The sequence below is a fragment of the Conexibacter woesei DSM 14684 genome (genome assembly GCF_000025265.1).
Lineage (GTDB): Bacteria > Actinomycetota > Thermoleophilia > Solirubrobacterales > Solirubrobacteraceae > Conexibacter > Conexibacter woesei.
This window is the reverse complement of the sequence record NC_013739.1, coordinates 3,541,679-3,566,664: the sequence shown is the minus strand read 5'-3', so window position 1 is coordinate 3,566,664 and position 24,986 is coordinate 3,541,679. Positions and strand designations below refer to the sequence as shown.

Below are 24,986 nucleotides of genomic sequence, written 5' to 3'. Positions count from 1 at the left end.
CTCCTACGCGTGTCGAAGGTGCCGGTCGAACCACCCGCGCACGCGGGCGTGCGTGTCGAGCAGCTGCTCGGGCTCGGTCCAGCCGTGGCCGGCGCGCGGATAGACGACCAGCTCGGTCTCGCAGCCGGCGTCGGCGAGCGCGCCGTACAGCTCGTGCGCCTGGCCGACGGGCGTGCAGAGGTCCTCGGCGCCGTGCAGGATCAGCGTCGGCGTCGTGCAGCCGCGCGCGTGGACGACCGGCGAGCGGGCGGCGTACGGGCCGGCAGGGTCGTACGGGTCGCCGGCGAGGTACAGCTCGTCGAAGCGGCCGATGTTCGTCGTCGTGTGGAAGCTGAGCCAGTCCGACACGCACGCGATCGGGACGGCGGCCGCGAACGCGCCGGAGCGGACCGCGGCCCACGCGGCCATGAAGCCGCCGTAGGACTTGCCGGCGATCCCGACGCGCGCGCGGTCGGCGATGCCGGCCGCGACGAGCGTGTCGACCCCGGCGAGCACGTCCTGCAGGTCGGCACCGCCGAGATCGCCGACGTTCGCGCGCGCGAATCTCTGGCCGCGTCCGGTGCTGCCGCGCGGGTTCGGCATCAGGACCGCGTAGCCGGCGGACGCGAGCGGCACCCCGAGCGCCAGCGGTGCGGTGCCGGAGGAGAACGTCCACGCGTTCGCCGGGCCGCCGTGGACGAGCACGACGAGCGGCAGCGGCTGCGTGCGCCCGTGCGCGTGCGGCTCCGCGCCGGCCGGCGGTGCCGCGCCCGGCGGCAGCAGCAGGATCCCCTCGATCGCCAGCCCGTCGCGCCCGCGCCACGCGAACCGCCGCGCCGGTGGGGCGGGCTGCTCGGCAAGCGTCGCGTTGAGGGAGGTGAGCGGGCGCCATGCGGGTGCGGCGGGCGGTGCGGCGGCGGGTGCGGGCGGTGCGGCGGCGGGCGGTGCGGCGGCGGGTGCGGGCGGTGCGGCGGCGGGCGGCGTGGCGGCGGGCGGTGCGGCGGCGGGCGGTGCGGCGGCGGGTGCGGCCCCCTCCAGCAGCGCGACCTCCGGTGGCATGCCGGGACCGTCGACGACGGCGGCGATCACGCGGCCGTCGGCGCTGGCGCCGACCGCCATCGCGTCCGCGGCGCCGATCGTCGCCGGGCCGCGCCACAGCTCCCGCACCGCGCCGCCCGGCGCGGCGTCGATCCGCACGCACGTCGTCTCCAGCCCGCGCGGGCCGGCGCCGAGCAGGTCGCCGTCGTCGAGCCAGCGCAGCGCGGTCAGATCGTGGTCGGGCGCGGGGTCGCCGACGGCGCCGGAGGCGAGGTCGAGAACGCGGGCGCTGCCGGCGACCTCGGTCCGGTCGCTGGCGATCCCCTCGACGAACGCGACGCGTCGGCCGTCCGGCGAGATGACCGGCGACTGGAGTTGCCAGGCGGGCTCGTGCACGAGCCGCGCCGTTCGCGCGTCGAGGTCGAGCAGCGCGACGCGCGCGCCGTACCAGCCGCTCTCGGACGGGTCCTCGGAGACGATCGCGACCGCCGCGCCGGCGCCCGCCCAGCCGACCTCCCAGACGGTCAGCCCGTCCGGCCCGGCCTCGTGCGCGGCGGCGCCCGCGCCGTCCGACGCGTCGAGCAGCCACAGCCGCCGCCACGCCGCCCGCGGCCGCAGCACGAGCGGTCCCTCCCCCTCCCCGCCGCCGGCGATCCGCGTCGCGCCGTGCGCGCCCGCGCGGTCGGAGCCGGGGTCGGCGGCGAGCACGAGCAGCCGCGTTCCGTCGCGCGACCAGCGCAGCTGCTCGACGGAGGCGGCGAGGTCACCGACCGCGCGCGGAGCAGCCGCTCCCGCGCCGCCGAGCGCCGCGCCGCCGCCGCGGCCGGCCGCGGCGGCGCTGTCGGCCGCGCCGCGTGCCGCGCCGCCGCCACCCGCGCCCGCGCCGCCGAGCGCCGCCTCCACATCCAGCACGTGCACGCCTGCCATCCCCGGCCGCTCGCGGTCGGCGAGGAACGCCAGCCGCGTGCCGTCGGGCGAGAAGCGCGGCAGCGCGGCGCGGCCCGGCCCGTCGGCGACCGCGCACGGCGGCGCGCCGCCGACCTCGCCGAGCCAGACCTGCGACCCGAGCGCGAACGCGACGCGGCGGCCGTCGGGCGAGACCTCGACGTCGCGCGGCGCCCGCAGCAACCCGCTCATGCGCGCACGCGCAGCTTGCCGAGCCAGTTCTCCGCGTAGTAGATCGGGTTGAAGCCCTCGTAGACGAATCTGTCGGCGAGACCCATCGGCACGCTCTCCCACCACAGCGGCAGATAGGGCAGCTGCTCGCCGGCTATCTGCAGCACCCGCGTCAGCGCCTGCGTTCGCGCCGCGGCGTCGGTCGTCCTGCTCTGCTGCGCGAGCAGGCGGTCGACCTCGGGGTCTCTGAAGTTCGCGAGGTTGAAGTTGTTCGGGACCGCGTTCGCGCTCGGCAGCAGCGCGCCCGGGAAGTTCGACGGGTCGACGTAGTCGGGCGACAGCCGCAGGTACTGGAGCCCAAGGTCCTTGTGCGCGTACAGCTTCGCCAGCCACGTGTTCTGCGGCACCTCGCGGACGTTGAGCGTGATGCCGAGCTGCTTGAGCGTCTCGGACAGGCTCACGAGCGCGCGGCCGGCCGGGGCGGCCGAGTTGGGGAACACGACGTCGGCGGTGAAGCCGTCCGGGTGCTGGGACTTCGCCAGCTCGGCCTTCGCGGCCTCGAGGTCGTACGCGTAGGCGGGCAGCCTCGCGTAGATCGCTCTGACCTCGTCCGGCGTCGCCACGTCGCCCCACTGGAGCGGCGCGGGGATCGTCGTCGCCGGCTCGCCGTGCCCGCCGAGGAACGCGCGCACGTAGCCGGCGCGGTCGGCCGCATGAGCGACCGCTCTGCGCACGTGGACGTCGTTCCACGGCGCCTGCGAGAGGTCGAACGAGAGCAGCACGACGCTCATCCCCGGCGCCCACTCGGTTCTCGCATCCGGCAGCCGGTCCCACTCTCTCGCCGTGCTGATCGCGAACTCGAACATCCCGTCGATCTCGCCGGAGCGCATCGCGAGCAGGTTCGTGCGCGGGTCGCCGATGAACTTCAGTGACGCTCTGCGCACGCGCTGGCGCTCACCCCAGTAGTCGTCGTTGCGCTCGACGACGATCTCGTTGTCACCGGTGAACGACGTGATTCTGTACGGCCCGGTTCCCATCACGCTGACGGTCGCGGCCGGCGCGCCGAGCTTCTTGCCAAGTCTCTCGCCGAACGCCTTCGGCATGATGAAGATGTGGACGTGGGCGTACGGGAACAGCGGGTCCGGCTGCTTCATCCGCACCGTCACCTCGCGCGGCCCGGTCGCCTCTATCGAGCGCACATGGGTGAAGTACGTCGAGATCTGCGAGCTGACCTTCGGGTCCATGTGCCGCCGCAGCGACCAGACGACGTCGTCGACCGTCAGCGGCGAGCCGTCCCAGAATCTGACGCCCTCGCGCAGTCTGTAGACGTAGGTGCGCGGGTCGGGCTCCTCGGAGGACTCGGCCAGCACCGGCTTGAGCCGCAGTCTGTCGTCGAGGCCCATCAGCGTCTCCATCCCGAGCGCCATCACCATCTCGCCGACGGTGAGGTTGCCGGTCGCGATGTCGAGCGTCGGCGGGGTGCCACCGAGCGACCACGTGACGTGGTCGATCTCCGCGTCGGTGCCTGCGCCGGCGACGCTGCCGCTCGCTCTCGTCCCGCCCGACGCCGACGTCGAGCCGGAGCCGCCGGAGCCGCACGCGGCCAGCAGCGCGGGCAGCGTCAGCACGGCGCCGCCGACGCCGAGGCGCCGCAGCGCCTCGCGCCGGGTCATCTCGGCGCGCACGATCTCATTCATGGAGACTCCTTTGGTCACCGGACTGGGGTGCTGCGGGTGCTGCGGATGCGGGCGCGAGCCCCAGCTCGCGCATCACGAAGCCGAGCCACTCGGCCGCCTGCCCGCGGACGCTGACGTGGCCGCCCTGCTCTGAGACGCGCAGCAGGATCGGCCGGCCGCCGCGGTCGGCGGCGAGCAGCGCGGCCGCGAGCTTGCGCGCGTGCCACGGCCAGCAGCGCATGTCGTTGGCGCCGGCGACGATCAGCGTCGCCGGGTACGCCGCCTCGCGCACGTTGTGGACGGGCGAGTAGGCGTGCAGCCAGCGCGCGTCCGCTGGCGTGCGCGGATCGCCGTATTCGACCGTGCACGACGCCGTGTACGGGTCGCGGTCGAACTTGAGCATGTCGTACAGCGGCACGAGGCTGGCGACGGCGCCGAACAGCTCGGGCCGCTGCGTCAGCGCGACGCCGGTGCCGAGGCCGCCGTTGGAGCCGCCGACGAGCGCGAGCAGCTCGGGCGTCGTGCGGCGCTCGGCGATCAGCGACTCCGCGACCGCGTAGGTGTCGTCGAACGTGCGCTGCTTGTCGGCGAGCCGCCCGCCGTGCCAGAAGCGGTCGCCGAACTCGCCGCCGCCGCGCAGGTGGGCGAGCACGAACACGCCGCCGGCGTCGACCACCGTCGCGAACGCGCCCATGTACGCCGGGACCGTCGAGATGTTCCAGCCGCCGTAGACGAACATGACCGTCGGGCGCGGCAGCGCCGGGTTGGCGTCGCGGCGGCGCACGAGCCGGTAACGGACCGGGGCGCCGTCCTGCGCGCGCCCTTCGAGGTCCTCGACGACCAGCTCCTCGCCGGTCCGCCGCGGCGCGGTCAGCTGTTCCAGCCGGCGCGCGTCGATCTCGTAGCGGTAGAGCGCCGGCGAGCACGTCAGCGTCGAGAAGACGAACGTGAACTCGCCGGGCGCCGCGAAGACGTTCTCGCCGACCTGCGGCGGCGGCTCCTGGAAGAAGCCGAACATCCGCTGCAGGACCGCGCCGCGGCCGGGCAGCTCGACGTCCACGACGGGATGCCCGTCGCGTTCGAGCACGCGCACCTCTGCGTAGGTGTCGCGGTACTGGGTCAGCACGAGCCGGTCGCCCGCGCGCGCGACCGTCTTGAGCACGACGTCGGGCGACTCGGCGACCAGCTCGACCCACGTCGCGGGCGCGCGCGGCGTCGCGACCGGGATCCGCACGAGCCGGCCTCTCGGCGCGCCGAACGTCGAGACGCAGACGTAGTCGCCGCCGTCGAAGAAGCCGAAGCCGGTACCGTCGAAGCCCTCCAGGAACGCGCGCCACTCGCCGTCGGGCAGCTCGCGCACGAAGTCGGGCCGCAGGTCCAGCTCGCTCGTGATCGCGGCGAGGTGGCGGCCGTCGGGCGAGACCTGCGGGAAGACGCAGTACGGGTCGCGCACCTCGACCGGCTCCGGCGCGGACCGCTCGCGGTCGCCGAGGCGGTGCAGGAAGAGGTGCTTCTCGGCGTCCTCGAAGTCGGGCGCGAGGCCGCCGTTGTAGTAGAACGAGCGTCCGTCGGGCAGCCACGCGACGGTCGCGTTGGAGCAGAACGGGATGCGGTCCTCGAGCACGCGGCCGCTCGCGACCTCTACGACGTGCAGCACGCTCTGCTCGTCGCCGCCGTATGAGAGGCCGAAGGCGACGTGGTCGCCGTCGGGCGCCGGCCAGTGCCAGTCGAGCGACGCCGGCCCGCGCGGATCGTCGAGCGCGGCGGTGTCGAGCAGCACGCGCTCCCCTCCCCCGCGGACGTCGTCGCTGACCGTCAGCCGCGTGCCCGCGGCGGTCGGGCGGACGTGGAACCAGCGCCCGCCGGCCGGCCGCGGCGCCTCCATGCCGCCGTCGACCAGCTCCTGTTCGAGCGCGTCCGCGAGCGGCTCGAAGCCGCCCCAGCCGTGCAGCTCGGCGACGGCGGCGGCGTCGTGCGCGCGCTGCCACGCGAGCGTCTCCTCCGACTCCTCCTCCAGCCACGCCCACGGATCGTCGTAGGCGATCCCGCCGACGACCTCGCGGTGCGGCCGCGGCGCGGCGGCGGGCGGCTGTTCGCGTGTCCCGCTCACGGCGCGACCGGCACCTCGACCCACGACGGCCGGTCGCGTTCGCGGTGCACCTCGTACGTCACCTCGCCGTCGGCCGGGACCGTCTCGAAGTGGCTGGCGTCGTTGGAGGCGAGCGCGATCCGCAGCCGGTGCCCGGCGCGCACGACCGCCGAGACCGGGAACAGCTCGATCCGGACGGTCTCGACCGTGCCCGGCTGCAGCGGCCGCGCGTCGGCGCGGGCGAAGCTGCGCGCGCGCTGGGACAGCAGCAGCTGACCTTCGGTCAGGTAGGTCACGCGGCCGTTCGGCGCGACGTCCTCCAGATAGGCGAACAGCGTCCCGTCGGGCTGCGAGGAGGACAGCTCCAGCACGATCGCGACGGTTCCGGCGACGTGCGCGTCACGCTCCAGCGGGGCGCTCGTGTACGCCAGCAGCCGGGCGTCCTGCGCCGCGCGGTCGGGGTAGACGACCGCGCCGCCGCCGCTGACCTGCGTGCCCCAGCGGCTGCTCGCGCCGGCGGTCGCGGACGGGTCCGGGCGGTAGACGTCGACCGCCACCTCCTGCGCGGGCGGCTCCTGCGTCAGCGCGCCCTCGGCGCCGAGGTACCAGCGCGTCGTCGCGGTGCCGCGCGGCGGCCACGTCTCGGTCGTCGCCCACTCGCCGCTCGCGAGCGTGAGGTAGTGCAGCCGGCGGCCGGGGCGCGGCTCCTCGCCGCGCTGCACGTAGCGGTCGAAGAAGTCGCGCACGCGGCGGTAGACCTCCGCCTCCTCGAACTCACTGCGCTCGTCCTCGGCGCGGAACGCGTCGCAGGTGTACTTGGCGCCATGGCTCCAGGCGCCGACGTACGCCTCCTGCGGCACGTCGAGCACCGCGAAGCGCGTGAGCGTGCCGGCCGCGGTACCGGCGTCGAACCAGCTCGCGACGGGCATCGTCGGCACGCCGGCGCGCTCGGTCGCCTCCCGGTACGTCTGCGGCGACGCGGCCGCCCAGCTCCAGCCGCCGTCGACGTCGTCCTTGAACGGCGTCCGCGCGATCGCCGCGCGCAGGTCGGCGTTCGCCTGATGCTCGCGGATCGCGGCCTCGCGCAGCGCCGGCCCGTCCGGCCCGTCGACCGGCTTGACCGGCGCGATCTCGGTCGCGATCGTCTCGCCGAGCGCGGCGACCTCCTCCAGCGCGCCGTCGATCCCGTCGAGCGCGCGCGTCATGTGCAGCCAGCTGTCCGTCATCAGCCGGTTGGGCACGCCGCCCGGCACCATCAGGTCCTCGTAGACGTCGTAGTCGGGGAACAGCGGCGCGACCGCGCGCAGCACCGGGTTGCCGAGCGACGCCATCAGCTCGGCGGTGTCGGCGTCGTAGGAGTGGCCGTAGGCGCCGGCGCGGCCGTTGGACCACGGCTGCCGGGCGATCCAATCGAGCACCTCGCCGTAGTCCTCGATCTCGCGACGCGACAACTCGGCGTCGCGCGAGCCGAACGAGGCGCCGCTGCCGCGCGCGTCGACCAGCACGAGCGCGTAGCCCCAGCCGGTCCAGCGGCGCGCCTCGGCGGTGACGCCGTCGCTTTCGTCGGCGCGGTGATAGCGCGTCGCGCGCAGCACCGTCCCGATCCGCTCGCCGTCGGGCAGCCCGGCCGGCAGCCAGACGTCGACCGCGAGCCGCACGCCATCGCTCAGCTCGACGTGGAGCGAGCGCCCGACGGGATCGGGCGGCAGCGGTGGCGCGAACGGGCTCATCCGCCCACCGCGGCGGCGTGGTCGTGCGCGTAGCGCTCGACCGCCTCGTGGTCGAGCTCGATCCCGAAGCCCGGCCCACCGGGCAGCTCGAACAGGCCGTCGACGACGACCGGCTCGGGACCCGAGACGTCCTTGCGCAGCTCCGCGTACGGGTAGAAGCTCGGCGGCACGTACTCGACGATCGGGACGTTCTCGTGCGCGGCCGCGACGTGCAGCGTCGCGGCCATGCTGAGCGTCGTCGCGACCCAGCCGTACGGGATCATCTCGCGCCCGCGCGCCGCGGCGGCGCGCGTCAGGCGGTCCATCGCGGTGACGCCGACGCGCGCCACGCACGGCTGCACGTACTGGACGCCGCCGAAGTCCATCAGGTGCTCCAGCTCGGCCGCGGAGGCGACGATCTCACAGCCGGCGAGCGGGATCGTCGTCGCGTCCGCGAGCTTGCGGTAGCCGGCGAGGTCCTCCGGCAGCAGCGCGGTCTCGAACAGCATCAGGTCGTACTCCTCGAGCTGCTTGAGCACCGCGATCGCCTCGTCGGCGTCGTTCCAGCGGTAGCAGGCGTCGCACAGCAGCGTGAAGTCGGGACCGGCCTGCTCGCGCACGGCGCGCACGAGCGGCGCGATCTGATCGGCGTCCGGGACCTGGTCGTGCGAGACCTCGATCTTCGCGGCGCGGAAGCCCTGCGCCTTGATGTCGTCGACGAACGCGCGCGCTGCGTCGAGCGCTGCGGCGTGATCCTCCACCTTGCGGTACATCGTGATGTACGGAACGAGCGGCGTCGTGCGCTGCGCGCCGAGCAGCTCGCGCACCGGCTTGCCGGCGGCCTTGCCGGCGAGGTCCCACAGCGCCATGTCGACCGCCGCGAGCGCGACGTGGCCGATCCCGTTGCGGGCGGTCCACCAGTTGCCGGCGTACAGCTCGTCCCACAGCGCGGCCGGGTCGCCCAGCTCGCGGCCGATCAGCGGCTCGGTCACGCCGCGGCTCCAGATCCAGTAGCTCGGCTGCTCGACCACCGCCTGGACGGCGAGCGGAGAGACGTTGCCCTCGCCGACACCGACGAGACCGTCGTCGGTCGTGACGACGACGAGCGTCGTCTCGCCGAAGTTGTCCGCCATGTCGGTCTGCGTCGCCCCGCGCAGCGGGAGCGCCTTGATGTCGGTGATCTTCATGGAGCGATTCTCCGAGCGGCGGGTGTGCGCCGCATCCGACACGCGACCGAAGCGACGGGCGCGCCGTGCGACAGCGGATGCCCGCTCACGGCGCGCTCACCATCAGCGGGCGGGCGCCGCGCGTGAGGCGGACCGGGCCGTCGGGCGTGACCGCGATCGTGTCCTCGACGCGGATCCCCCAGCGGCCGGGGATGTAGACGCCCGGCTCGACGGTGATCACAGCGCCGGCCGGCAGAGGATCGCGATTGCCCTCCACCACGCGCGGCGGCTCATGCCCGCTGAAGCCGATCCCGTGGCCGGTCGCCGGGCCGTTCCACTCGCCCAGTCCCGCGTCGAGGATGACCTGCGTCGCGGCGCGCGCGACGTCGTCGCTCGTCGCGCCGACGACGGCGGCGCGCACGCCCGCGTCCTGCGCGCGCGAGACGGCGTCGTAGTGGGCGCGGTAGTCGTCGGACGGCGGGCCGAGGTGGACGACCTGCGCGATGTCGGCGCAGCGCCCGTCGACGTGCGCGACGACGTCGACCAGCACCGGCGCGCCGGCGCGCAGCGGCGTGCGGTCGCCGACGTGGTGCGGGTCGGCGGCGTTCGCGCCCGCCTGCACGTAGACGCAGTCGATCGCGTCGGCGCCCTCGTCCCACAGGAAGCGCTCCAGCTCGCGCTTCAACTCCAGCTCGGTCATCCCAGGCGCGGCGTGCGCGGCGGCGAGGTCGACGGCGCGCGAGATCAACTCGCCCGCGCGCGCGATCGCGGCGACGTCCGCCGCGCTCTTGCGCAGCCGCAGCGAGGCGAGCAGGTCGCGCGCCGGGCGCGGCTGCGGGCCGAGGCCTGGCCGCAGCCGCTCGAACGCGTGGAACGGCATCTCGTCGTCGATCAGCGCGACGGCCGGCGCGGGCTGCCGCGCGAGCGCTGCGGCGACCGCGTCGCCGGGACCGCCTCTGTCGCTCCAGCTCAGCAGCGGCGGGCGGCCCGCGACGGCGGTCCAGCCGGCGGCGCAGAAGTCGGGCAGGATCATGGCCGCGTCGTCGCACCAGACGAGCAGCGTCGTCTGCCGCTCGTCGGCTTCGGAGCCGTCGTAGCCGAGCAGCCAGCGGAGCGCGTCGGTCGGGCCGATCGCGACGAGGTCGACGCCCTGCTCGCGCATCGCGCGCTGCAGCTGCGGGAGGCGGTCGGTCGGCTCGGTCATGCGGTCCTCGCGGTCGGGATCGAGCCGATCAGCGCACGTGTGTACGGGTCCTGCGGGTCGTCGAGCACGTCGGCGCAGCGGCCGTGCTCGACCAGGCGGCCGCTCTTCAGCACGTAGACGCGGTCGGCGACCTGGCGCACGACGGCGAGGTCGTGCGTGATGAAGAGGTAGCCGACGCCGAGCTGCTCGCGCACCGACGCCAGCAGGTTGAGGATCTGCGCCTGGACGGAGACGTCGAGCGCCGAGACGGCCTCGTCGCACACGATCACGCGCGGCTCGGCCGCGAGCGCGCGGGCGACGGCGACGCGCTGGCGCTCGCCGCCGGAGAGCGCGACCGGCTTGCGCTCGGCGTACGCCGGCGAGAGGCCGACCTGCACCAGCAGCTCGTCGACACGGCCGCGCACGTCGGCGAGCCGTGGGTCGTGCACGAGCAGCGCCTCCTTCAGCGTCGCGCCGATCGTGCGCGCCGGGTTGAGCGTCGCGTACGGATCCTGGAAGACCATCTGGATCGTCCGCCGCAGCCGGCGCCGCTCGGCGGTCGGGAGCGCGTCGTAGTCGCTCGCGTCGATGCCGTCGACCAGCAGCGTGCCGGAGTCCGGACGCTCCAGCCCCAGCAGGCAGCGGCCGAGCGTCGTCTTGCCCGAGCCCGACTCGCCGACGAGCGCGACGCACTCGCCGGCGGCGACCTCCAGCGAGACGTCGTCGAGCGCGACGACGGTGCGCCCGTCGCGCGCGCCGCCGAACACCTTCGCGATCGAGCGGACCTCGACCAGCGGCGCCGCGTCGGCCGGTGCCGGCGGCTCGACGCGCGCGGCGACCAGCTCGCGGCGGCGCTCGTCCAGCTCGTCGGCGATCTGCTCCGCGCGGCGGCACGCCGTGCGGCGATCCAGCCCGGCGGCGAGCAGCGGCGGCGCGCCCTGCGAGCAGGCCGGCTCCGCCCACGCGCAGCGCGCGGCAAAAGCGCAGCCGCCCGCGACCTCGTCGGCGTCCGGGACCGAGCCGGGGATCACCGGCAGCGCGTCGAGCCGCCGGTCGATCGGCGGCTCGGTCAGCAGCAGGCCGAGCGTGTAGGGATGCCGCGGCTCGGCTTCGATCACATGCGCCGGCCCCTCCTCCAGCACCGCGCCCGCGTACAGCACCTCGACGCGGCCGCAGGTCGAGAACGCGACGCGGAGGTCGTGCGTGATCAGGATCAGCCCCATCCCGCGCGACTCCTGCAACCCCTTGAGCCGTTCGAGGATCTCCTGCTGAGTCGTCACGTCGAGCGCGGTCGACGGCTCGTCGGCGATCACCAGGCGCGGGTCGCGCGCGAGCGCGGCCGCGATCCCGACGCGCTGGCGCATGCCGCCGGAGAGCTGGAACGGGAACGCGTCGGCGACCGCCGCGTCGTCGATCCCGACCTCGGCGAGCCGGCGGACGGCCTCGGCGCGGCGCGCGCGCCGTCGCAGCCGCCGGCCGCCGTCGTCGCACAGCAGCTCGGCGATCTGCTCGCCGCAGCGCATCAGCGGGTTCAGCATCGTGAACGGGTCCTGGAAGATCAGCGCGATCTCGCTGCCGCGCACGGCCGTCAGCTCGCGCCGGCTCAGCCGCAGCAGGTCGCGTCCGCCGTAGGCGACCTCGCCCTCGGCGTGGACGCCGGGCGGCAGCAGTCCGACGATCGCGCGCGCGGTCATCGACTTGCCGCTGCCGGACTCGCCGACGATCGCGAGCGCCTCGCCCTCCCCCACCTCCAGTTCGACGCCAGCGGCGATCGTCCGCTCGCGCGTGCCGATCCGGCTCGCGATCCGCAGGTCGCGGACGCGCAGCAGCGGCTCCGCGGCGCTCATCGGGCGCGACCCCGGTCGGAGAGGCGCTCGTAGGCCCAGTCGCCGAGCAGGTTCATCGCGACGGCGAGCAGCACCAGCGCGATCCCAGGCGCCAGCACGGCGACCGGGTTGTCCTCGATCAGCGAGAGGTTGTCGTTCAGCATGCGTCCCCAGTCGGCCTCGCCGGGCGCCACGCCGATGCCGAGGAACGACATCGCGGACAGCGCGACGAGCGCGTAGGCGAAGTTCAGGAAGGCGTTCGCGACGATCAGCGGCAGGATGTTGGGCCAGATGTGGCGGAACATGATCGTCCGCCGCGAGAGGCCGAGCGTGCGCGCTGCGTCGACGTACGGAAGGCTGCGCTGCGCCAGCGTCGCGCCACGGATCAGGCGCGCGTCGGCAGGGCCGAAGAGGACGACGAGGATCCCGACCGCGACGGCGTAGCCGCCGCCGATCACGCCGACGAGGATGATCGCCACCAGCAGCGACGGCAGCGCGTAGACGACGTCGACGGCGCGCATGATCGCGGAGTCGCGCCAGCCGCCGAAGTAGCCTGCGATCAGCCCGAGGACGGTGCCGATCACGGCCGCGCCGAGCATCATCAGCAGCGGACCGACGAGCGCGGTGCGGGCGCCGGCGATCAGTCGCGAGAAGAGGTCCCGGCCCGAGTCGTCGGTGCCGAGCAGGTGGGCGGCGCTCGGCGTCTGAAGGCCGGCGACGAGGTCCTGCGCGTCGGGGTCGTGGGGCGCGATCGCCGCGCCTGCGATCGCGCACACGACCGTCGCCGCGACGACGACCATCGCGAGCAGCACGAGCAGCGGCGGGCGCTGCCGGCGCGCGCGGACGCCCGCTGCGGCGGCCGCGGGCGGCGGTGCGGGGGCGGCGCTCACGAGCGCGCTCCCTCGCCGTAGGCGATGCGCGGGTCGATCAGCGTGTAGATCACGTCGACCGCGAGGTTGACGAGCACGATCACCGCCGCCAGCAGCAGCGCGACGCCTTGCAGCATCGGCACGTCCTTGTCCTGCACGGCGTTGACGAGCAGCGTCCCGAGGCCGGGCAGCGCGAACGTCGACTCGACCAGCAGCGTGCCGGTCAGCACGACGGTCAGGACCGCGCCGGCGACGGTCACGATCGGCACCATCGCGTTGCGCAGCGCGTGGTGGACGAGCACGCGCCGCAGCGGCACGCCGCGCGCGAGCGCGAAGGCGATGTAGTCCTGGTCGAGCACCTCCGCCATCGCCGTGCGCGTGAGCTTGACGACGAGCGCGAGCGCGGTCAGCGCGAGCGCGAGCGCGGGCAGCGTCAGGTGCCAGAGGCGGTCGCCGAAGCCGCTGCCCGAGCCGTACGTCGGGAACCAGCCGAGCTGGACGGCGAAGACGTAGAGCAGCACGATCCCGGTCACGAACGCCGGCGCGCTGACGCCGAGCACCGACAGGCCGACGATGCCGCGGTCCACCAGCGTGCGCTTGCGGACGGCGGCGAGGACGCCGAGCGGGATGCCGGCGAGCACAGCGACGAGCGACGCGTAGAGGACGAGGAACGCGGTCATGCCGAGCTTCGCCTCGATCGTCTCGGTCACGCTGCGGCCGGTCCGGGCCGACTCGCCGAAGTCGAAGTGGAGCGCGCCGGTCAGCCACAGCCGGTACTGCTCCAGGAACGGCTCGTCGAGATGGAATCTCGCGCGCAGCGAGGCGACCAGCTCCGGGCTCGCCGGGCGCGCGCCGAGCAGCACCTGCTCCGGGCTCCCGGGCGCCAGGTACATCAGCGAGAAGATCAGGAACGACAGCCCCAGCAGCAGCAGCGCCAGCGCGACCAGACGGCGGCCGACGAACCAGGCCAGGCGGCGGCCGGTCACGTCGAGCCCATTTCCACGAACGACGACATAGCTCTCCTTTGCTCCCTTCCGGACGCAGGCTACGTCCGCGCCAGGTCGCGGTGCATGCGACGGATGTGCAATATGGAGGGGTGGATTCGCAACCGCTGTCGGACGATCTGCCCTGGCGGCAGCGTGCCTCCGCGGCCTACACTGCTCGCCGCATGGCTCGTGTGGAGGAGACTCGCGCGCTGGGACTGGCGGACGTGTTCGTGCGCGAGGCCGAGCGCGGCCTGAACCTCGACGAGCCGTCGCTCGGCACCCGCCTGCAGGAGATCGCCGACGCCGCCGCGCAGGAGGTGCGGCGCCCGGTCGCGATCGACGACCGCCAGCTGCGGCTGCTCGTCCACACCGAGCACGCCGACGACGTCGACGACGTCCGGCTCGACTCGATCCTCAAGCGGCCGCTGCGGCCCGAGGTGCTCGCGTGGGTCCACGCCCACGACGTCGTCAGCGCCCGCCGCGCGGTGCGCGTGCGGCCGAACGCCGAGCTGGGGATGCACGCGCGTGTCTGCGTGCCGATCCGCTCCGGCGAGCACCTGCTCGGCTACCTGTGGCTGACCGACCGCGAGCAGACGCTGACCGACGCGGAGCTGGCGCGTCTGGACGAGATCGCCGACGAGGCCGGCATCGTCCTCCACCGCGAGCTGCTGCTGCGCGACCTCGACCGCAGCCGCGAGCGCGAGCTGGTGCGCGACATCCTCTCCGAGGACCGCGGCGTGCGCAGGCACGCGGCGCAGCAGCTCGTCGCGTTCGAGATCGTCGAGCGCGACGGGCCGACGGTCGTGCTCGTCGCCTCCACCCCGGGCGCCGGCGCGACCGGAGACGAGCTGCGGGCGCCGCTCGACGCGGCCGCCAACCGCGTCCGCCGCCACCTCGCGCAGAAGCGCGCGCTCCACCTGCTGCGGCCCGACCACGTGCTGCTCGTCGTCTCCTGCAACGAGCCGAGCGTGCGGCGCAGAGGCGTCGTCGCGCTCGCGGAGCAGTTCCGCGACGAGCTGGCGACGGTGCTCGACCGCTCCCACGGGCCGGTCCGCGTCGCGATCGGCGGGCGCGTCGACGCGCTCGACGGCGCGCGCGAGTCCTACGAGCAGGCGCTGCGCGCGGCGACCGTCGCCAGCCACGTCGAGTCGCGCTTCGGCGCCGTCGTCTCGTGGGACGAGCTGGGGATCTACCGCCTGCTCGCCGAGCTGCCCGTCGGCGAGCTGGGGATGCGGCTCGTCCACCCCGGGCTGCGCACGCTGCTCGAGAAGCCGCAGACGCACTTCCTCGTCCACACGCTCGAGTGCTACCTCGACCAGGCCGGCGACGCGCAGGCGACGGCGGCGACGCTGTTCGTCCACCGCACGACGCTCTACCACCGCCTGCGCAGGATCGAGGAGGTCGGCGGGATCAACCTGCGCGACGGCGAGGAGCGGCTGGAGCTGCACCTCGGGCTCAAGCTCGCCCGCCTGCAGGGGCTGCAGTGGTCGGCCGAGCCCGCGCCCGAGTGAGCGCGGGCCCGGCGGTCGTTGCGCTCGCGGTCGCGGCGCAGCGCTAGCCGAGGATGCGCGCGTCGCCGAAGCCGGCGGCGAGCGTCGCGCCGGCGGCGAAGCGATCGGGCGTGAACTGGTCCAGCGCGGCGTCGTGGCCGCTGCCGGTGAGCAGCCCGGCGATGTGGCGGCCGAGCGCCGGCGCGAGCTTGAAGCCGTGGCCGCTCGTGCCGGCGCTCACGAAGATCCCGTCGCCGACCGCGCCGATCACCGGCTGCCAGTCGGGGCTGACGTCGTAGAGGCTCGCCCAGCCGCCGGCCGGGACGCTCGCGCCGAGCGCGGGGACGCGCGCGATCGCCCGCTCGGCGTGCTCGGTCGCCTCCTCGACGCCGACCTCCTCGGCGTAGTCGTCGGGGTCGACCTGCGCCTCGGCGAGCAGGCTGCCGAGCCCGTACTGCTCCGGTCCCTCCGGCTTCAGGTAGTACCCGCCGGCGACGTCGCCGAGCACGTATGGCAGCTTCGGCGCCTCGCCCCAGCCGAACGTCGCGACGACGTGGCGCTCGACGACGAGCGGCAGCTCGACGCCGAGCTGCGACAGCAGCCGGCCGGTCCACGGCCCGGCGGCGATCAGCAGCCGGTCGACGGTGAACGCCTCGCCGGCGGCGCTCGCGAGCGCCGCGCCGCCGCGCTCGCGCGCGGCGATCGCCGCGATCGGCGTGCGCAGGTGGGCGGTGACGCCGTGGCGGACGGCGTCGTCGAGCAGGCCGCGAGTGGTGCCGGTCGGGTCGGCGTGGCCGGCACCCGGCTCCCACACGGCGCGCTCGCCGTCGCCGATCTCCAGGCCCGGGAACTCGCTGCGCAGACGGTCCGCGGTCACCTCCTCGACGGCGATCCCGAGCCCGGTCAGCTCGGCCAGCAGCGCGTCGAGCGCGGGGCCGCTGTCCTGCGCGCGGTGCAGGTAGAGCATGCCGGTGCGGTCGTAGCCGGCGTCGCCGCCGCCGGTCACGTCGGCGAACCGCTCGAACATCGCGATGCTCTCGTGCGCCATCCGCGCGAGGAACGGGTTCGTGTAGCCGGAGCGGCAGACCGCGCTGGAGCGGCCGGTCGGCCCCGACGCCGGGGTCGCGCGCTCGAACAGCGCGGTGCTGACGCCGGCGCGGCCGAGGTGGTGGGCGACGCTCGCTCCATGGATCCCCGCGCCGACGATCCCGACCTCGTAGTGACTCATTGCTCTCCCTGCGTTTCGAGTTCTCGCAGCAGCGCGGTGGCGACGGCGACGGCGTCGCCTTCGACCACGACGTCGGCGAGCTGGCAGATGTCCGACCCGGGGTCGGTGGTGACGACGACGAGCGTCCCGCTGTCGCGCATCCCGACGAGGTGCTGGACGGCGCCGGAGATGCCGAACGCCAGGTACAGGTCGGGCGCGACGACGGCGCCGGTCTGCCCGACCTGGTGCGCGAACGGCAGCCAGCCCTGGTCGACGACGACGCGCGTCGCGCCGAGCGCGGCGCCGAGCCTCTGCGCGAGCGCGCGGAACAGCGGCACCTGCTCGGCGCCGCCGATCCCGCGCCCGACCGCGACGACGATCCGCGCGGCGGTCAGCGGGACGAGCCCGTCCGGGCCGGGCGGCACGTCGCCCTGGGCAGGTGCGGCGCTCGTGCGCGTGAGCAGGACGAGCGGGCGGTCACCGGTCGGCAGCCGCTCGACGAGCCGCGCGTCGCCGCCGCCGACGACGCGCCGGACGAGCACGCCGCGGCCGTCGGGCTCGGGCTCGGGTTCGACCGACTCGACCGCCCACGCGACGCGTGCACCGGCGTCGATCGCGAGCCGGCCGGCGAGGTCGCGCGACGGCTGCGCGCCGTCGAGCAGGAGGACGGTGCCCGGGGTCAGGCGGTCCGCGCGAAGCGCCTCGGCCGCCTCGCCGACCACGCTCACGTCGGCGTCCGGCAGCTCCGCCGGCAGCGCCGCGCGGATGCGCGCGGCAGCAGCGGCGTCGCCGGCGACGATCACGTACGGCGCGCGCTGCGCGGTCGCGCTCATCGGACCGCCTCGTGCGCGGCGAGGCGGGCGGTCGCGGCGGGGGCGGTCGCGCGGTCGCCGTTCGCGGCGGGGCGGGGCGTGCGGTCGCCGTTCGCGGCGGGGGCGGTCGCGCGGTCGCCGTTCGCGGCGGCGCCGGTCGCGCGGACCGCCTCGATCGCGGCGAGCAGCTCGCGGGCGCCGGCGGCGGGGTCCGCGGCGGGGACGGTCCGCGTCGCGCGGGTGCGCGGCGGGACGGGCTCGACGCCCACGATCCCGCCGCTCCAGGTGGCGGGAGCGCGGTCGCCGAGCAGCTGCGCGGCGGTCACGGTCTCGATCGCCGCGGAGCGCGCCGCGATCACGTGCGCGAGCCGCGGCGCCCGCACCGTCACGCCGCCTTCGGCGAACGAGACGACGGCCGGCAGCGGGACGGTCTCCTCCCCGTCGTCGTCGCCGCGGGCGGCGAGCGAACCAGCGGGAGGAGCGGAGGTTTGACCACGCTCAGCGTGGTCAGATCGCCACTCCTCGGTCGAGCGGGCCTCGCCGGTGGCGGCGCCGAGCGACGCGGTCCGGGCTCGACTCGCGAGCGGCCAGCCGAGCGCGGCGGCGGTGGCGGCGGGGACGACGCCGCTGGAGCCGTCGAGGCTCTCGCATCCAAGCGCGACGAGGTCGGCGCCGACGTGCCGCGCGGCGGCGGCCAGCAGCGCGGCGACCGTCGCGACGTCGAGCGCGCTCGGTGCGAGGCCGGCGTCGCGGTCGAGCTCGATCCGCAGCAGCCGTTCGCAGCCGCGGGCGGCGGCGGCGCGCAGCGCGGTCTCGGCAGCGCTCCCGCCGATCGCGACGGCGGTGACACGCTCCGCGGCGCCGCCGGCGATCGCGTCCACCGCCCACGCGACGGTCGTCTCGTTGACCGGGTCGAGCCGCCGCTCGGCGGGCTCCTCCAACGTGCCGTCGGGCAGGCGCCGCACAAGCGGCGCGCCGAGCCCGACGGGCTTGACCGGAAGCAGGATCGACGGCATGGCAGCAACCGTAGGTCAGGCACCACGGCCCGGCGTGCTTCGGCTGCCTCATCCTGCGCGCGCCGCGTTCGTCAGCTGTTGCGTGCCTCCTCGCGCCGCTCCAGCCACGCCAGCAGACCGGCCATCGTGCCGCGCCAGTTCAGCTCGATCAGCGCGGTCGCGTCGTCGAGGTCGCCGGTGCGCAGCGCGGCGACGATCGCGTGGTGCTGCGCGGTCGACAGCTCGACGCGCTCGCGCTCCCCCAGCCACGCCAGCTCGTAGCGCCGCACGACGCGCTTGAGCCCGTCGAGCGTGCGCAGCAGGCGGTCGTTGTCGCAGCCGGAGACGAGCCGCTCGTGCCAGCGGTCGTCGAGCCGCTGCACGCGCCGCGCGTCGTCGCCGGCGGCAGCCAGCTCGTCGGCGAGCGCCGCGAGCGCGTCGAGGCGAGCGGCGAGGACCGCCGGCTCGGTGCTGCGGACCGCGAGCGCCTCGAGCGCCGCGACCATCGGATAGACCTCGCGCACGTCGCGCGCGCTCAGCGGCGTCGGCGCGAAGCCGCGCGCCGGGCGGCTCGCGACGAAGCCCTCCTGCTCGAGCGCCATCAGCGCCTCGCGCACCGGCGTCCGGCTGACGCCGAGCGTCTCGGCGACGCGCCGCTCGTTGATCCGCTCGCCGACGGGCAGCGTCCCGTCGAACAGCTGCGCGAGCAGCCGCCGGCGGACCTCCTCGCGCAGCGGCGTGCGGGCGATCGGGCCGGCAGCGGTCGGCGCGCCCGCGGCCGGCGGGCCCGCGGCCGGCGCGCCCGCGGCCGCTGCTTGTTCGCTCGGTCTCATGCGTCTGGTATACCAAATGCCAAATGCCAACATCGTTCGTCAATCCCCACGCGGTCGCGGCCGGAGTCGCCTCCGACGGCGGCGAGGCCGCGCGCGTACGCGCCTTCCACCGCTCGCTCGACGGCTACGCGCCCAGCCCGCTCGTCGCCGCCCCCGCGCTCGCCGCCGAGCTGGGCCTCGGGGCGCTCCACGTCAAGGACGAGTCGTCCCGCTTCGGGCTGCCCTCGTTCAAGGTGCTCGGCGCCTCGTGGGGACTCGCCCGCGCGCTCTGTGACCACCTCGGCCGCCCCGTCCCGCGCGACTGGGCCGAGCTGAAGGCGGCCGCCGCCACGGCGCCGACGCTCACCGTCACCTGCGCGACGGACGGCAACCATGGCCGCGCCGTCGCGGCGCTCGCACGCAGACTCGGCCTGCGCGCGCGGATCCTCGTGCCGGACGCCGTCTCCCGCGCCCGCGTCCGTGCGATCGCCGACGAGGGCGCCGAGGTCGTCGTCGTCCCAGTCGGATACGACGAGGCGGTGCGGATGGCGGCCGCGGACGCGGGCGCCGACACCGTCGTCGTCTCCGACACGTCATGGCCGGGCTACGAGGACGTGCCGCGCTGGGTCGTCGGCGGCTACGCGACGATCTTCGCCGAGGTCGACGAGCAGCTCGCCGTCGCCGGCGAGCCGGCGCCTGACGTCGTCGTCGTGCAGATGGGCGTCGGCGCGTTCGCCGCGGCCGCCGTCGCCTACGCGAAGGCGGCGACCCGCGCGCGACCGGCGCGCGTGCTCGGCGTCGAGCCCGACGATGCCGCCTGCGTGCTGCACTCGCTCGAAGCCGGCGAGGTCGCGACGGTCGCCGGCCCGCACCGCTCGTGCATGGACGGCCTCAACTGCGGGACGCCGTCGCTGATCGCCTGGCCGCTGCTGCGCGACGGCCTCGACGCTGTCGTCGCGGTCGGCGACGACGACGCCCACGCCGCGATGCGCGACCTCGCGTGCGCCGGCGTGGTCGCGGGCGAGAGCGGCGCCGCCGGACTCGCCGGGCTGCGCGCCGTCAGCGGAGCGGTGCGCGCAGCGCTCGGCCTCGGCCCGGCGAGCCGCGTGCTGGCGATCAGCACGGAGGGCGCCACCGACCCCGACCGCTACCGCGCCGTCGTCGGCGCGAGCGCGACCGCGAGCTGAGGGCGCCGGTCGTCCTGCCTTGGTGTCGCTGGACGACACCAAAGCAGGACAACCGCAGGCGCTAGCCGAGGGTGGCGCCGCGCAGGGCGACGAACTGCAGGCGCGCGTTGCCGCCGTAGCCGCCGGTCGGCGTCGAGACGAAGCGGACCGGGATCGACGAGCCCGCGCTGCGCAGCTTGCTGACGCCGCGTCTGCCGAGTCTCAGCTCGACCCGCGACGTGCCGCCGGCGCGGACCGTGCGAGCGCCGGCGCGCGCGATCACCTGGCCGGAGGTGACGGTCACTCTCGGGACCCGGCAGGCGGTCGGGCCGAAGCAGCCGAGCGTCACCGTGACGGCGCCGCTGCGCGAGACGAGTGCGACCGTGGAAAGGATCACGAGCCGCGGCGGGCCGCCGGTCGCGACCGACTGCGCCGTCGTGCTGAGGCCGGTCGCGGTCGCTCTCACCGCGCACTGCAGGACCTGGCCGGCGTCGGCGGTCACGGGCGAGTACGTCGCCGAGGTCGCGCCGGAGATCGGCGCGCCGTTGCGCAGCCACGTGTAGGTGAACGTCGGTGCTCCGGACCAGGTGCCCGGGATGCACGTCAGTCTGCCTCTGATCGCGGCGACGCCGGACACGCGCGGCAGCACCGACGCCGCCGGCGCGGCCGCGGCGGGGATGCCGAGCGCGGGCGTGCGCGCGATCGTCGAGCCGGCCGAGTTGGTCGCCGTCACCTGACACGCGACCTGCTGGCCGCCGTCAGCTGTCGCGAGCGTGTATCTGGCGGTCGTCGCGCCGCTGATCGCGGTGCCGTTGCGCAGCCAGGCGACCGCGAGCGACGGCGAGCCGCTCCAGGTGCCGAGCTCGCACGTCAGCTCTCTGCCGACCGCGCCGACGCCGGAGAGCGTCGGCTGGGTGCGGACCGCCGGCGCCGCCAGCGGCTCGTAGCTGACGATCGCGACGCCATTGCCGGTCAGGTCCGACAGTCCGACCGTGGGGTTCGGCGCGTTTGGCGGGAGGTAGTTCTGGCCGCCGGCCCCGCCGCCGCCGCCCGCGCCGTCGAGGAGCAGGTTCGACGCGCCCGCGCCGCCGCCGCCACCACCGATGTAGCCGCCGCCACCGCCGCCACCGTTGCCGCCCGCGGCGATCGGCGCCTGCGCCGCGCCCGCGCCGCCGACGCCGGTGCCGTTGCCCGGGAGGCCCTGCGCGCCGGCCGACGTGCCGTCTCTGCCGGCGGTTCCGCCGGTCCCGAGCGTCAGGCCGCCGCCGCCCGCGGTGACCGAGCCGGAGGCCGCGCCCGCGGCCCCGTTGTTCGTCGCCGAGCCGCCGACCCCGCCGACGCCGAACAGCGTCGCCGAGGTGCCGGCCGCGCCGCCGCCACCGCCGCCGGCCGCGACGAGCAGCCGCGCGGCGGCCGGGGCGCCGGTGCCGAGGCGGACGTCGGTCGCACCGCCGCCACCACCGGCGACGAGCGTGTTCGCGCCGCCGGCGCCGCCGCCGTTGAAGCCGCCCGTCGCGCCCGTGCCCTGACCACCGACGACCAGCTCGTACGCCTGGCCCGGTGTGACCGGCAGCGTCGCGACGATCTGCGCGCCGAACCCGCCGGCTGCGCCGCTTCCGGCCGCGGCCGCGCCGGAGGCGCCGACGAGCGTGAACGTCGCCTCCGTCACGCCGGCCGGCGCGGTCCACACCTGCGGCGTCGGGCCGTTGTACTGGAACACTCTCTGGACCGGCGCCGCGACGGCGGATCCCGCGACGATCGCGCTGCCTGCGGCGGCGACCGCAAGCGCGGCAAGGGAACGACGGGCTCGATGCATGGTGAAGGGGCTCCTCCCGGGGACGGCCGTGACGAAGCGCCTGATGGTCGCATGCGCCTGCGCCGTCGCTGCAATCTGCCGACCAGGCGCGTGCGCGCTCGTCAGGCCGGCGTCCGCTCGCGCTCCTCCTCCCCGACCGCGACCGTCTTCTCGTCGACGCCCTGCACGAGGTGGCCCTCCAGCGAGACGTTCGGCAGCAGCTTGTCGAGCCAGCCCGGCAGCCACCATGCGCGGTCGCCGAGCAGCGTCACGACGGCCGGCGCGATCACGAGCCGCACGATCAGCACGTCGATCAGGATCGCGAGACCGAGGCCGAGGCCCATCATCTTCGCAACGACGTCCGGCTGCGTCACGAACGCGAGGAAGACCGACGCCATGATCAACCCCGCGAAGAGGATCACCTTGCCGATCCGCGAGACGCCGTGGATCACGCTCGCGCGCGGGGCGTCGCCCTCGTTGTACGCCTCGTGCACCCGCGAGAGCAGGAAGACGTTGTAGTCCATGCTCAACCCGAACAGGATCGCGAACAGCATCACGGGGATGAACGAGACGATCGGCACGCCGCTGTCGACGCCGATCAGCCCGGCGCCGATGCCCTCCTGGAAGACCGCCACCACGACGCCGTAGGCGGCGCCGATCGACAGCAGGTTGAAGAGCGCCGACACGAGCGGGATCCAGAGCGAGCGGAACGCCGCCATCAGCAGCAGCACCGAGAGGCCGATCACGACCGCGATGAACAGCGGCAGCCGCGAGGAGACCTTCGACGAGAAGTCCTCGAAGCCGGCGGTGTTGCCGCCGATGTAGACCTTCAGCGGCGTGCCGGCCGTGGCGCCGGGGACGACGTCGTCGCGCAGCTGCTCCAGCAGGTCGCTCGTCTTCGCGTCCTGCGGCGCGGTTCTCGGGATCGCGGTGATCGTCGCCATCTCGCCGTCCTCGCTGAGTGCCGCCGGCATGACCGCCGCGACGCCCGGCAGCGCTCTCACCGCCGTCTCGAGTCTCGCCAGCTGCGCTCTCGTGGCGGCGTCGCCCTTGGGCGTGTCGACGGCGAGCAGGAACGGGCCGTTGGAGCCCGGGCCGAACGCCTCGCTGAGCTGGTCGTAGGCGATCCGCTGCGTTCTCGTCGTCGGCTGGTTGCCGTCGTCGGGCTGGCCGAGGCGCATGTTCGTGACCGGGAAGGCGAAGACGAGCAGGATCGCGACGCCGGCGGCGATCGACAGCCACGGACGCGCCGTGACGATCTCGCCCCAGCGGCCGAACGCCTTCGACGGCAGCACGTGCTCGGGCTTCTTCGGCTTCAACCGCTTCGCGAAGGCGCCGATCATGATCGGCAGGATCGTCAGCGCCGAGACGACGACGGCGGCGATGCCGATCGCCGCGCCGACGCCCATCTTGCCGATCATCGGGATGCCGATCACGAGCAGGCCGGCGATCGCCACCATCACGATCAGACCGGCCGCGACGACCGAGGCGCCCGAGGTCGCGGCGGCCTTCGCCGACGCGTCGCGGACGCTGTCGCCGGCGGCGACCTGCTCGCGGTAGCGGCCGATGATCAGCAGCGCGTAGTCGATGCCGGCGCCGAGACCGAGCATGATCGCGATCGTCGTCGCGAACTCCGGGAGGCCGAGCGGCTTCGCGAGCGCCGTCAGCAGGATCTGGCCGACGACGACGCCGAGCAGCGCGCCGACGAGCGTCGCCCCCATCGCCGCGCCGGAGCGGAACAGGAGCGTCAGCAGGACGATCGCGATCGCGACGCCGATCAGCTCGCCGACCGGCGCCTCCTGCTCCTGTCCGAGGTCGACGACGATGCCGCGCATCGCGACGTCCACTCCGCCGCTCTCGGCGCTGCGGGCGGCCTCTTCGAGCGCCTCGCCGTCGTCCTTCTCGACATCGGTCGCCTCGATGTCGTAGCGCACGTCGACGGCGGCGATCCGGCCGTCTCTCGAGATCGATCCACCGGCGGCGAACGGGTCGGCGACCTGGTCGACGTGGTCGAGCGACCTGACCTCGGCGAGCGCGCCCTCGACGGCTCTGCGGTTGCCCGGGTCGGTCAGCCTCCCCGATCTGACGCTGAAGACGAGCGTCGAGTCGGCGCCCGCGAACGCGGGACTGTGGGCCTTGAAGAGGTCGAGCGCCTGCTGCGACTCGGTGCCCGGGATCGCGAAGTCGTCGGCGGCCTTGCCGCCCGCGCCGGCGGCGATGCCGAGCGCGACGACGACGAGCAGCGCCGCGACGAGGCTGCGCTTCCAGTGGTGGGTGAGCGCGCGTGCGATCCGCGCGAGCAACGAGGACATGGGTCTCCGGGTGTGGTGGGAAGAGGAAAAGGAGCTGGGTGGTTGCAGAAAGATACAGGGGCTTGCAAAATTTCCAAGACTGTGTGATTGCTCTCACCCGCAAGATTGCGTCTTCACGCACGTTCGCTGGTAGGCTCTGCAGCAGATGAGCGCGACGAGCAATCCCCCCGGTCTGCGAGAACGCAAGAAGGCGCGGACGCGCCGCGCGATCGTCGCGGCGACGCTGGAGCTGACGCTCGACCGCGGCTTCGAGGCGGCGACGATCCCGCTGATCGCCGAGCGGGCCGACGTCGCGCCACGCACCGTCTCGCTCTACTTCCCCTCCAAGGACGACATCGTCCTGCAGCAGGTCGACCAGGACTTCGGCCGCCTCATCAGCACGCTCGCCTCGGGCGAGGGCGACCTCGTCACGCGGCTGCGCGAGTGGCTGTTCGCGGATCCGCCGGAGGGCGAGCACGACGACGAGCTGGAGCGGATGCGCGCCCGCGCGCTGATCGCCGACCCCTACCTGCGCTCGCGCGAGCGGCTGCTGCTCGAGGCGGCCGAGGGTGCGATCGCGAGCGCGGTCGCCGGCGACCTGGGCGAGACGGTCGACGGGCTCGGGCCGCGCGCCTTCGCCGCCGCGACGCTCGGCGTCCTGCTCACGATCCGCGCCCAATGGGCGGCGCAGGGCGAGGTCGAGCGCGTGGAGCAGGAGTTGGAGCGCGGGCTCGCGTTCCTGCGCGCCGGGCTCGACGCGCTGCGACGCGCCTGACTCCGC

General features: G+C 74.9%; 18 protein-coding genes. 3 read left to right on the top strand and 15 right to left on the bottom strand.

Annotated elements, in window-relative coordinates; genetic code table 11:
• Window positions 1–3 precede the first annotated feature (3 nt).
• The 9 genes from CWOE_RS30845 to CWOE_RS16690 form a co-directional block, all read right to left on the bottom strand.
• On the bottom strand, window positions 4–2,154 hold the full coding sequence (locus CWOE_RS30845; RefSeq protein ID WP_012934819.1) for a S9 family peptidase: 2,151 nt from the start codon (window positions 2,152–2,154) through the stop codon (window positions 4–6).
• On the bottom strand, window positions 2,151–3,830 hold the full coding sequence (locus CWOE_RS16725) for an ABC transporter substrate-binding protein (protein ID WP_012934818.1): 1,680 nt from the start codon (window positions 3,828–3,830) through the stop codon (window positions 2,151–2,153). Before CWOE_RS16725 ends, CWOE_RS30845 begins: the two co-directional genes overlap by 4 nt.
• Complete coding sequence (locus CWOE_RS16720) at window positions 3,823–5,919, bottom strand: prolyl oligopeptidase family serine peptidase (protein ID WP_012934817.1); 2,097 nt, start codon at window positions 5,917–5,919, stop codon at window positions 3,823–3,825. The genes CWOE_RS16725 and CWOE_RS16720 overlap by 8 nt, the downstream gene beginning before the upstream one ends.
• Window positions 5,916–7,628 carry a CocE/NonD family hydrolase gene (locus tag CWOE_RS16715; protein ID WP_012934816.1) on the bottom strand — a complete coding sequence of 571 codons (1,713 nt, stop codon included), beginning with the start codon at window positions 7,626–7,628 and terminating at the stop codon, window positions 5,916–5,918. The genes CWOE_RS16720 and CWOE_RS16715 overlap by 4 nt, the downstream gene beginning before the upstream one ends.
• Window positions 7,625–8,794: a mandelate racemase/muconate lactonizing enzyme family protein gene (locus CWOE_RS16710; protein ID WP_012934815.1), complete on the bottom strand. Its 1,170-nt coding sequence runs from the start codon at window positions 8,792–8,794 to the stop codon at window positions 7,625–7,627. Before CWOE_RS16710 ends, CWOE_RS16715 begins: the two co-directional genes overlap by 4 nt.
• An 85-nt stretch (window positions 8,795–8,879) precedes the next feature.
• Complete coding sequence (locus CWOE_RS30840; RefSeq protein ID WP_012934814.1) at window positions 8,880–9,977, bottom strand: M24 family metallopeptidase; 1,098 nt, start codon at window positions 9,975–9,977, stop codon at window positions 8,880–8,882.
• Window positions 9,974–11,803 (bottom strand): dipeptide ABC transporter ATP-binding protein, encoded by a 1,830-nt coding sequence (locus CWOE_RS16700; RefSeq protein ID WP_012934813.1) that lies wholly within the window; start codon window positions 11,801–11,803, stop codon window positions 9,974–9,976. The genes CWOE_RS30840 and CWOE_RS16700 overlap by 4 nt, the downstream gene beginning before the upstream one ends.
• The gene (locus CWOE_RS16695) at window positions 11,800–12,672 is read right to left on the bottom strand and encodes an ABC transporter permease (protein WP_012934812.1); all 873 of its coding nucleotides are present in this window, start codon (window positions 12,670–12,672) and stop codon (window positions 11,800–11,802) included. Before CWOE_RS16695 ends, CWOE_RS16700 begins: the two co-directional genes overlap by 4 nt.
• Window positions 12,669–13,637, bottom strand: coding sequence for an ABC transporter permease (locus CWOE_RS16690; RefSeq protein ID WP_012934811.1), 969 nt, complete (start codon window positions 13,635–13,637; stop codon window positions 12,669–12,671). Before CWOE_RS16690 ends, CWOE_RS16695 begins: the two co-directional genes overlap by 4 nt.
• Before the next feature lie 182 nt (window positions 13,638–13,819).
• Between CWOE_RS16690 and CWOE_RS16685 the strand changes: the two genes are divergently transcribed.
• Window positions 13,820–15,148: a helix-turn-helix domain-containing protein gene (locus CWOE_RS16685; RefSeq protein WP_012934810.1), complete on the top strand. Its 1,329-nt coding sequence runs from the start codon at window positions 13,820–13,822 to the stop codon at window positions 15,146–15,148.
• Window positions 15,149–15,191: 43 nt separating this feature from the next.
• Here CWOE_RS16685 and CWOE_RS16680 read toward each other — a convergent pair whose 3' ends face one another.
• The 4 genes from CWOE_RS16680 to CWOE_RS16665 all read right to left on the bottom strand — a co-directional run bounded on the left by CWOE_RS16680 (window position 15,192) and on the right by CWOE_RS16665 (window position 18,974).
• On the bottom strand, window positions 15,192–16,355 hold the full coding sequence (locus tag CWOE_RS16680) for an NAD(P)/FAD-dependent oxidoreductase (protein ID WP_012934809.1): 1,164 nt from the start codon (window positions 16,353–16,355) through the stop codon (window positions 15,192–15,194).
• Window positions 16,352–17,167 (bottom strand): electron transfer flavoprotein subunit alpha/FixB family protein, encoded by an 816-nt coding sequence (locus tag CWOE_RS30835; RefSeq protein ID WP_012934808.1) that lies wholly within the window; start codon window positions 17,165–17,167, stop codon window positions 16,352–16,354. The genes CWOE_RS16680 and CWOE_RS30835 overlap by 4 nt, the downstream gene beginning before the upstream one ends.
• The gene (locus tag CWOE_RS16670) at window positions 17,164–18,162 is read right to left on the bottom strand and encodes an electron transfer flavoprotein alpha/beta- subunit (protein WP_012934807.1); all 999 of its coding nucleotides are present in this window, start codon (window positions 18,160–18,162) and stop codon (window positions 17,164–17,166) included. The genes CWOE_RS30835 and CWOE_RS16670 overlap by 4 nt, the downstream gene beginning before the upstream one ends.
• Window positions 18,163–18,233: 71 nt before the next feature.
• On the bottom strand, window positions 18,234–18,974 hold the full coding sequence (locus tag CWOE_RS16665; protein WP_012934806.1) for a GntR family transcriptional regulator: 741 nt from the start codon (window positions 18,972–18,974) through the stop codon (window positions 18,234–18,236).
• Between the two features lie 23 nt (window positions 18,975–18,997).
• Here CWOE_RS16665 and CWOE_RS16660 point away from each other — a divergent pair, with 23 nt between their 5' ends.
• Window positions 18,998–20,140: a diaminopropionate ammonia-lyase gene (locus CWOE_RS16660; protein WP_012934805.1), complete on the top strand. Its 1,143-nt coding sequence runs from the start codon at window positions 18,998–19,000 to the stop codon at window positions 20,138–20,140.
• A 61-nt stretch (window positions 20,141–20,201) separates the two neighbouring features.
• Here the strand turns inward: CWOE_RS16660 and CWOE_RS30830 are convergent, their stop codons facing one another.
• Both CWOE_RS30830 and CWOE_RS16645 read right to left on the bottom strand, forming a co-directional pair.
• The gene (locus tag CWOE_RS30830; RefSeq protein WP_012934804.1) at window positions 20,202–21,935 is read right to left on the bottom strand and encodes a glycine-rich protein; all 1,734 of its coding nucleotides are present in this window, start codon (window positions 21,933–21,935) and stop codon (window positions 20,202–20,204) included.
• 101 nt (window positions 21,936–22,036) lie between these two features.
• Window positions 22,037–24,226 (bottom strand): MMPL family transporter, encoded by a 2,190-nt coding sequence (locus CWOE_RS16645; protein ID WP_012934803.1) that lies wholly within the window; start codon window positions 24,224–24,226, stop codon window positions 22,037–22,039.
• Between the two features lie 145 nt (window positions 24,227–24,371).
• Between CWOE_RS16645 and CWOE_RS30825 the strand changes: the two genes are divergently transcribed.
• Window positions 24,372–24,980, top strand: coding sequence for an acyl-CoA-like ligand-binding transcription factor (locus tag CWOE_RS30825; protein ID WP_012934802.1), 609 nt, complete (start codon window positions 24,372–24,374; stop codon window positions 24,978–24,980).
• Window positions 24,981–24,986 lie beyond the last annotated feature (6 nt).

Excerpts from the sequence above, each read along its gene's own strand:
- CWOE_RS30845 (WP_012934819.1), bottom strand. The coding sequence starts at position 2,154 with ATGAGCGGGTTGCTGCGGGCGCCGCGCGACGTCGAGGTCTCGCCCGAC.
- CWOE_RS16725 (WP_012934818.1), bottom strand. The coding sequence starts at position 3,830 with ATGAATGAGATCGTGCGCGCCGAGATGACCCGGCGCGAGGCGCTGCGG.
- CWOE_RS16715 (WP_012934816.1), bottom strand. The coding sequence starts at position 7,628 with ATGAGCCCGTTCGCGCCACCGCTGCCGCCCGATCCCGTCGGGCGCTCG.
- CWOE_RS16710 (WP_012934815.1), bottom strand. The coding sequence starts at position 8,794 with ATGAAGATCACCGACATCAAGGCGCTCCCGCTGCGCGGGGCGACGCAG.
- CWOE_RS30840 (WP_012934814.1), bottom strand. The coding sequence starts at position 9,977 with ATGACCGAGCCGACCGACCGCCTCCCGCAGCTGCAGCGCGCGATGCGC.
- CWOE_RS16700 (WP_012934813.1), bottom strand. The coding sequence starts at position 11,803 with ATGAGCGCCGCGGAGCCGCTGCTGCGCGTCCGCGACCTGCGGATCGCG.
- CWOE_RS16685 (WP_012934810.1), top strand. The coding sequence starts at position 13,820 with ATGGCTCGTGTGGAGGAGACTCGCGCGCTGGGACTGGCGGACGTGTTC.
- CWOE_RS16680 (WP_012934809.1), bottom strand. The coding sequence starts at position 16,355 with ATGAGTCACTACGAGGTCGGGATCGTCGGCGCGGGGATCCATGGAGCG.
- CWOE_RS30835 (WP_012934808.1), bottom strand. The coding sequence starts at position 17,167 with ATGAGCGCGACCGCGCAGCGCGCGCCGTACGTGATCGTCGCCGGCGAC.
- CWOE_RS16670 (WP_012934807.1), bottom strand. The coding sequence starts at position 18,162 with ATGCCGTCGATCCTGCTTCCGGTCAAGCCCGTCGGGCTCGGCGCGCCG.
- CWOE_RS16665 (WP_012934806.1), bottom strand. The coding sequence starts at position 18,974 with ATGAGACCGAGCGAACAAGCAGCGGCCGCGGGCGCGCCGGCCGCGGGC.
- CWOE_RS16660 (WP_012934805.1), top strand. The coding sequence starts at position 18,998 with ATGCCAACATCGTTCGTCAATCCCCACGCGGTCGCGGCCGGAGTCGCC.
- CWOE_RS30830 (WP_012934804.1), bottom strand. The coding sequence starts at position 21,935 with ATGCATCGAGCCCGTCGTTCCCTTGCCGCGCTTGCGGTCGCCGCCGCA.
- CWOE_RS16645 (WP_012934803.1), bottom strand. The coding sequence starts at position 24,226 with ATGTCCTCGTTGCTCGCGCGGATCGCACGCGCGCTCACCCACCACTGG.
- CWOE_RS30825 (WP_012934802.1), top strand. The coding sequence starts at position 24,372 with ATGAGCGCGACGAGCAATCCCCCCGGTCTGCGAGAACGCAAGAAGGCG.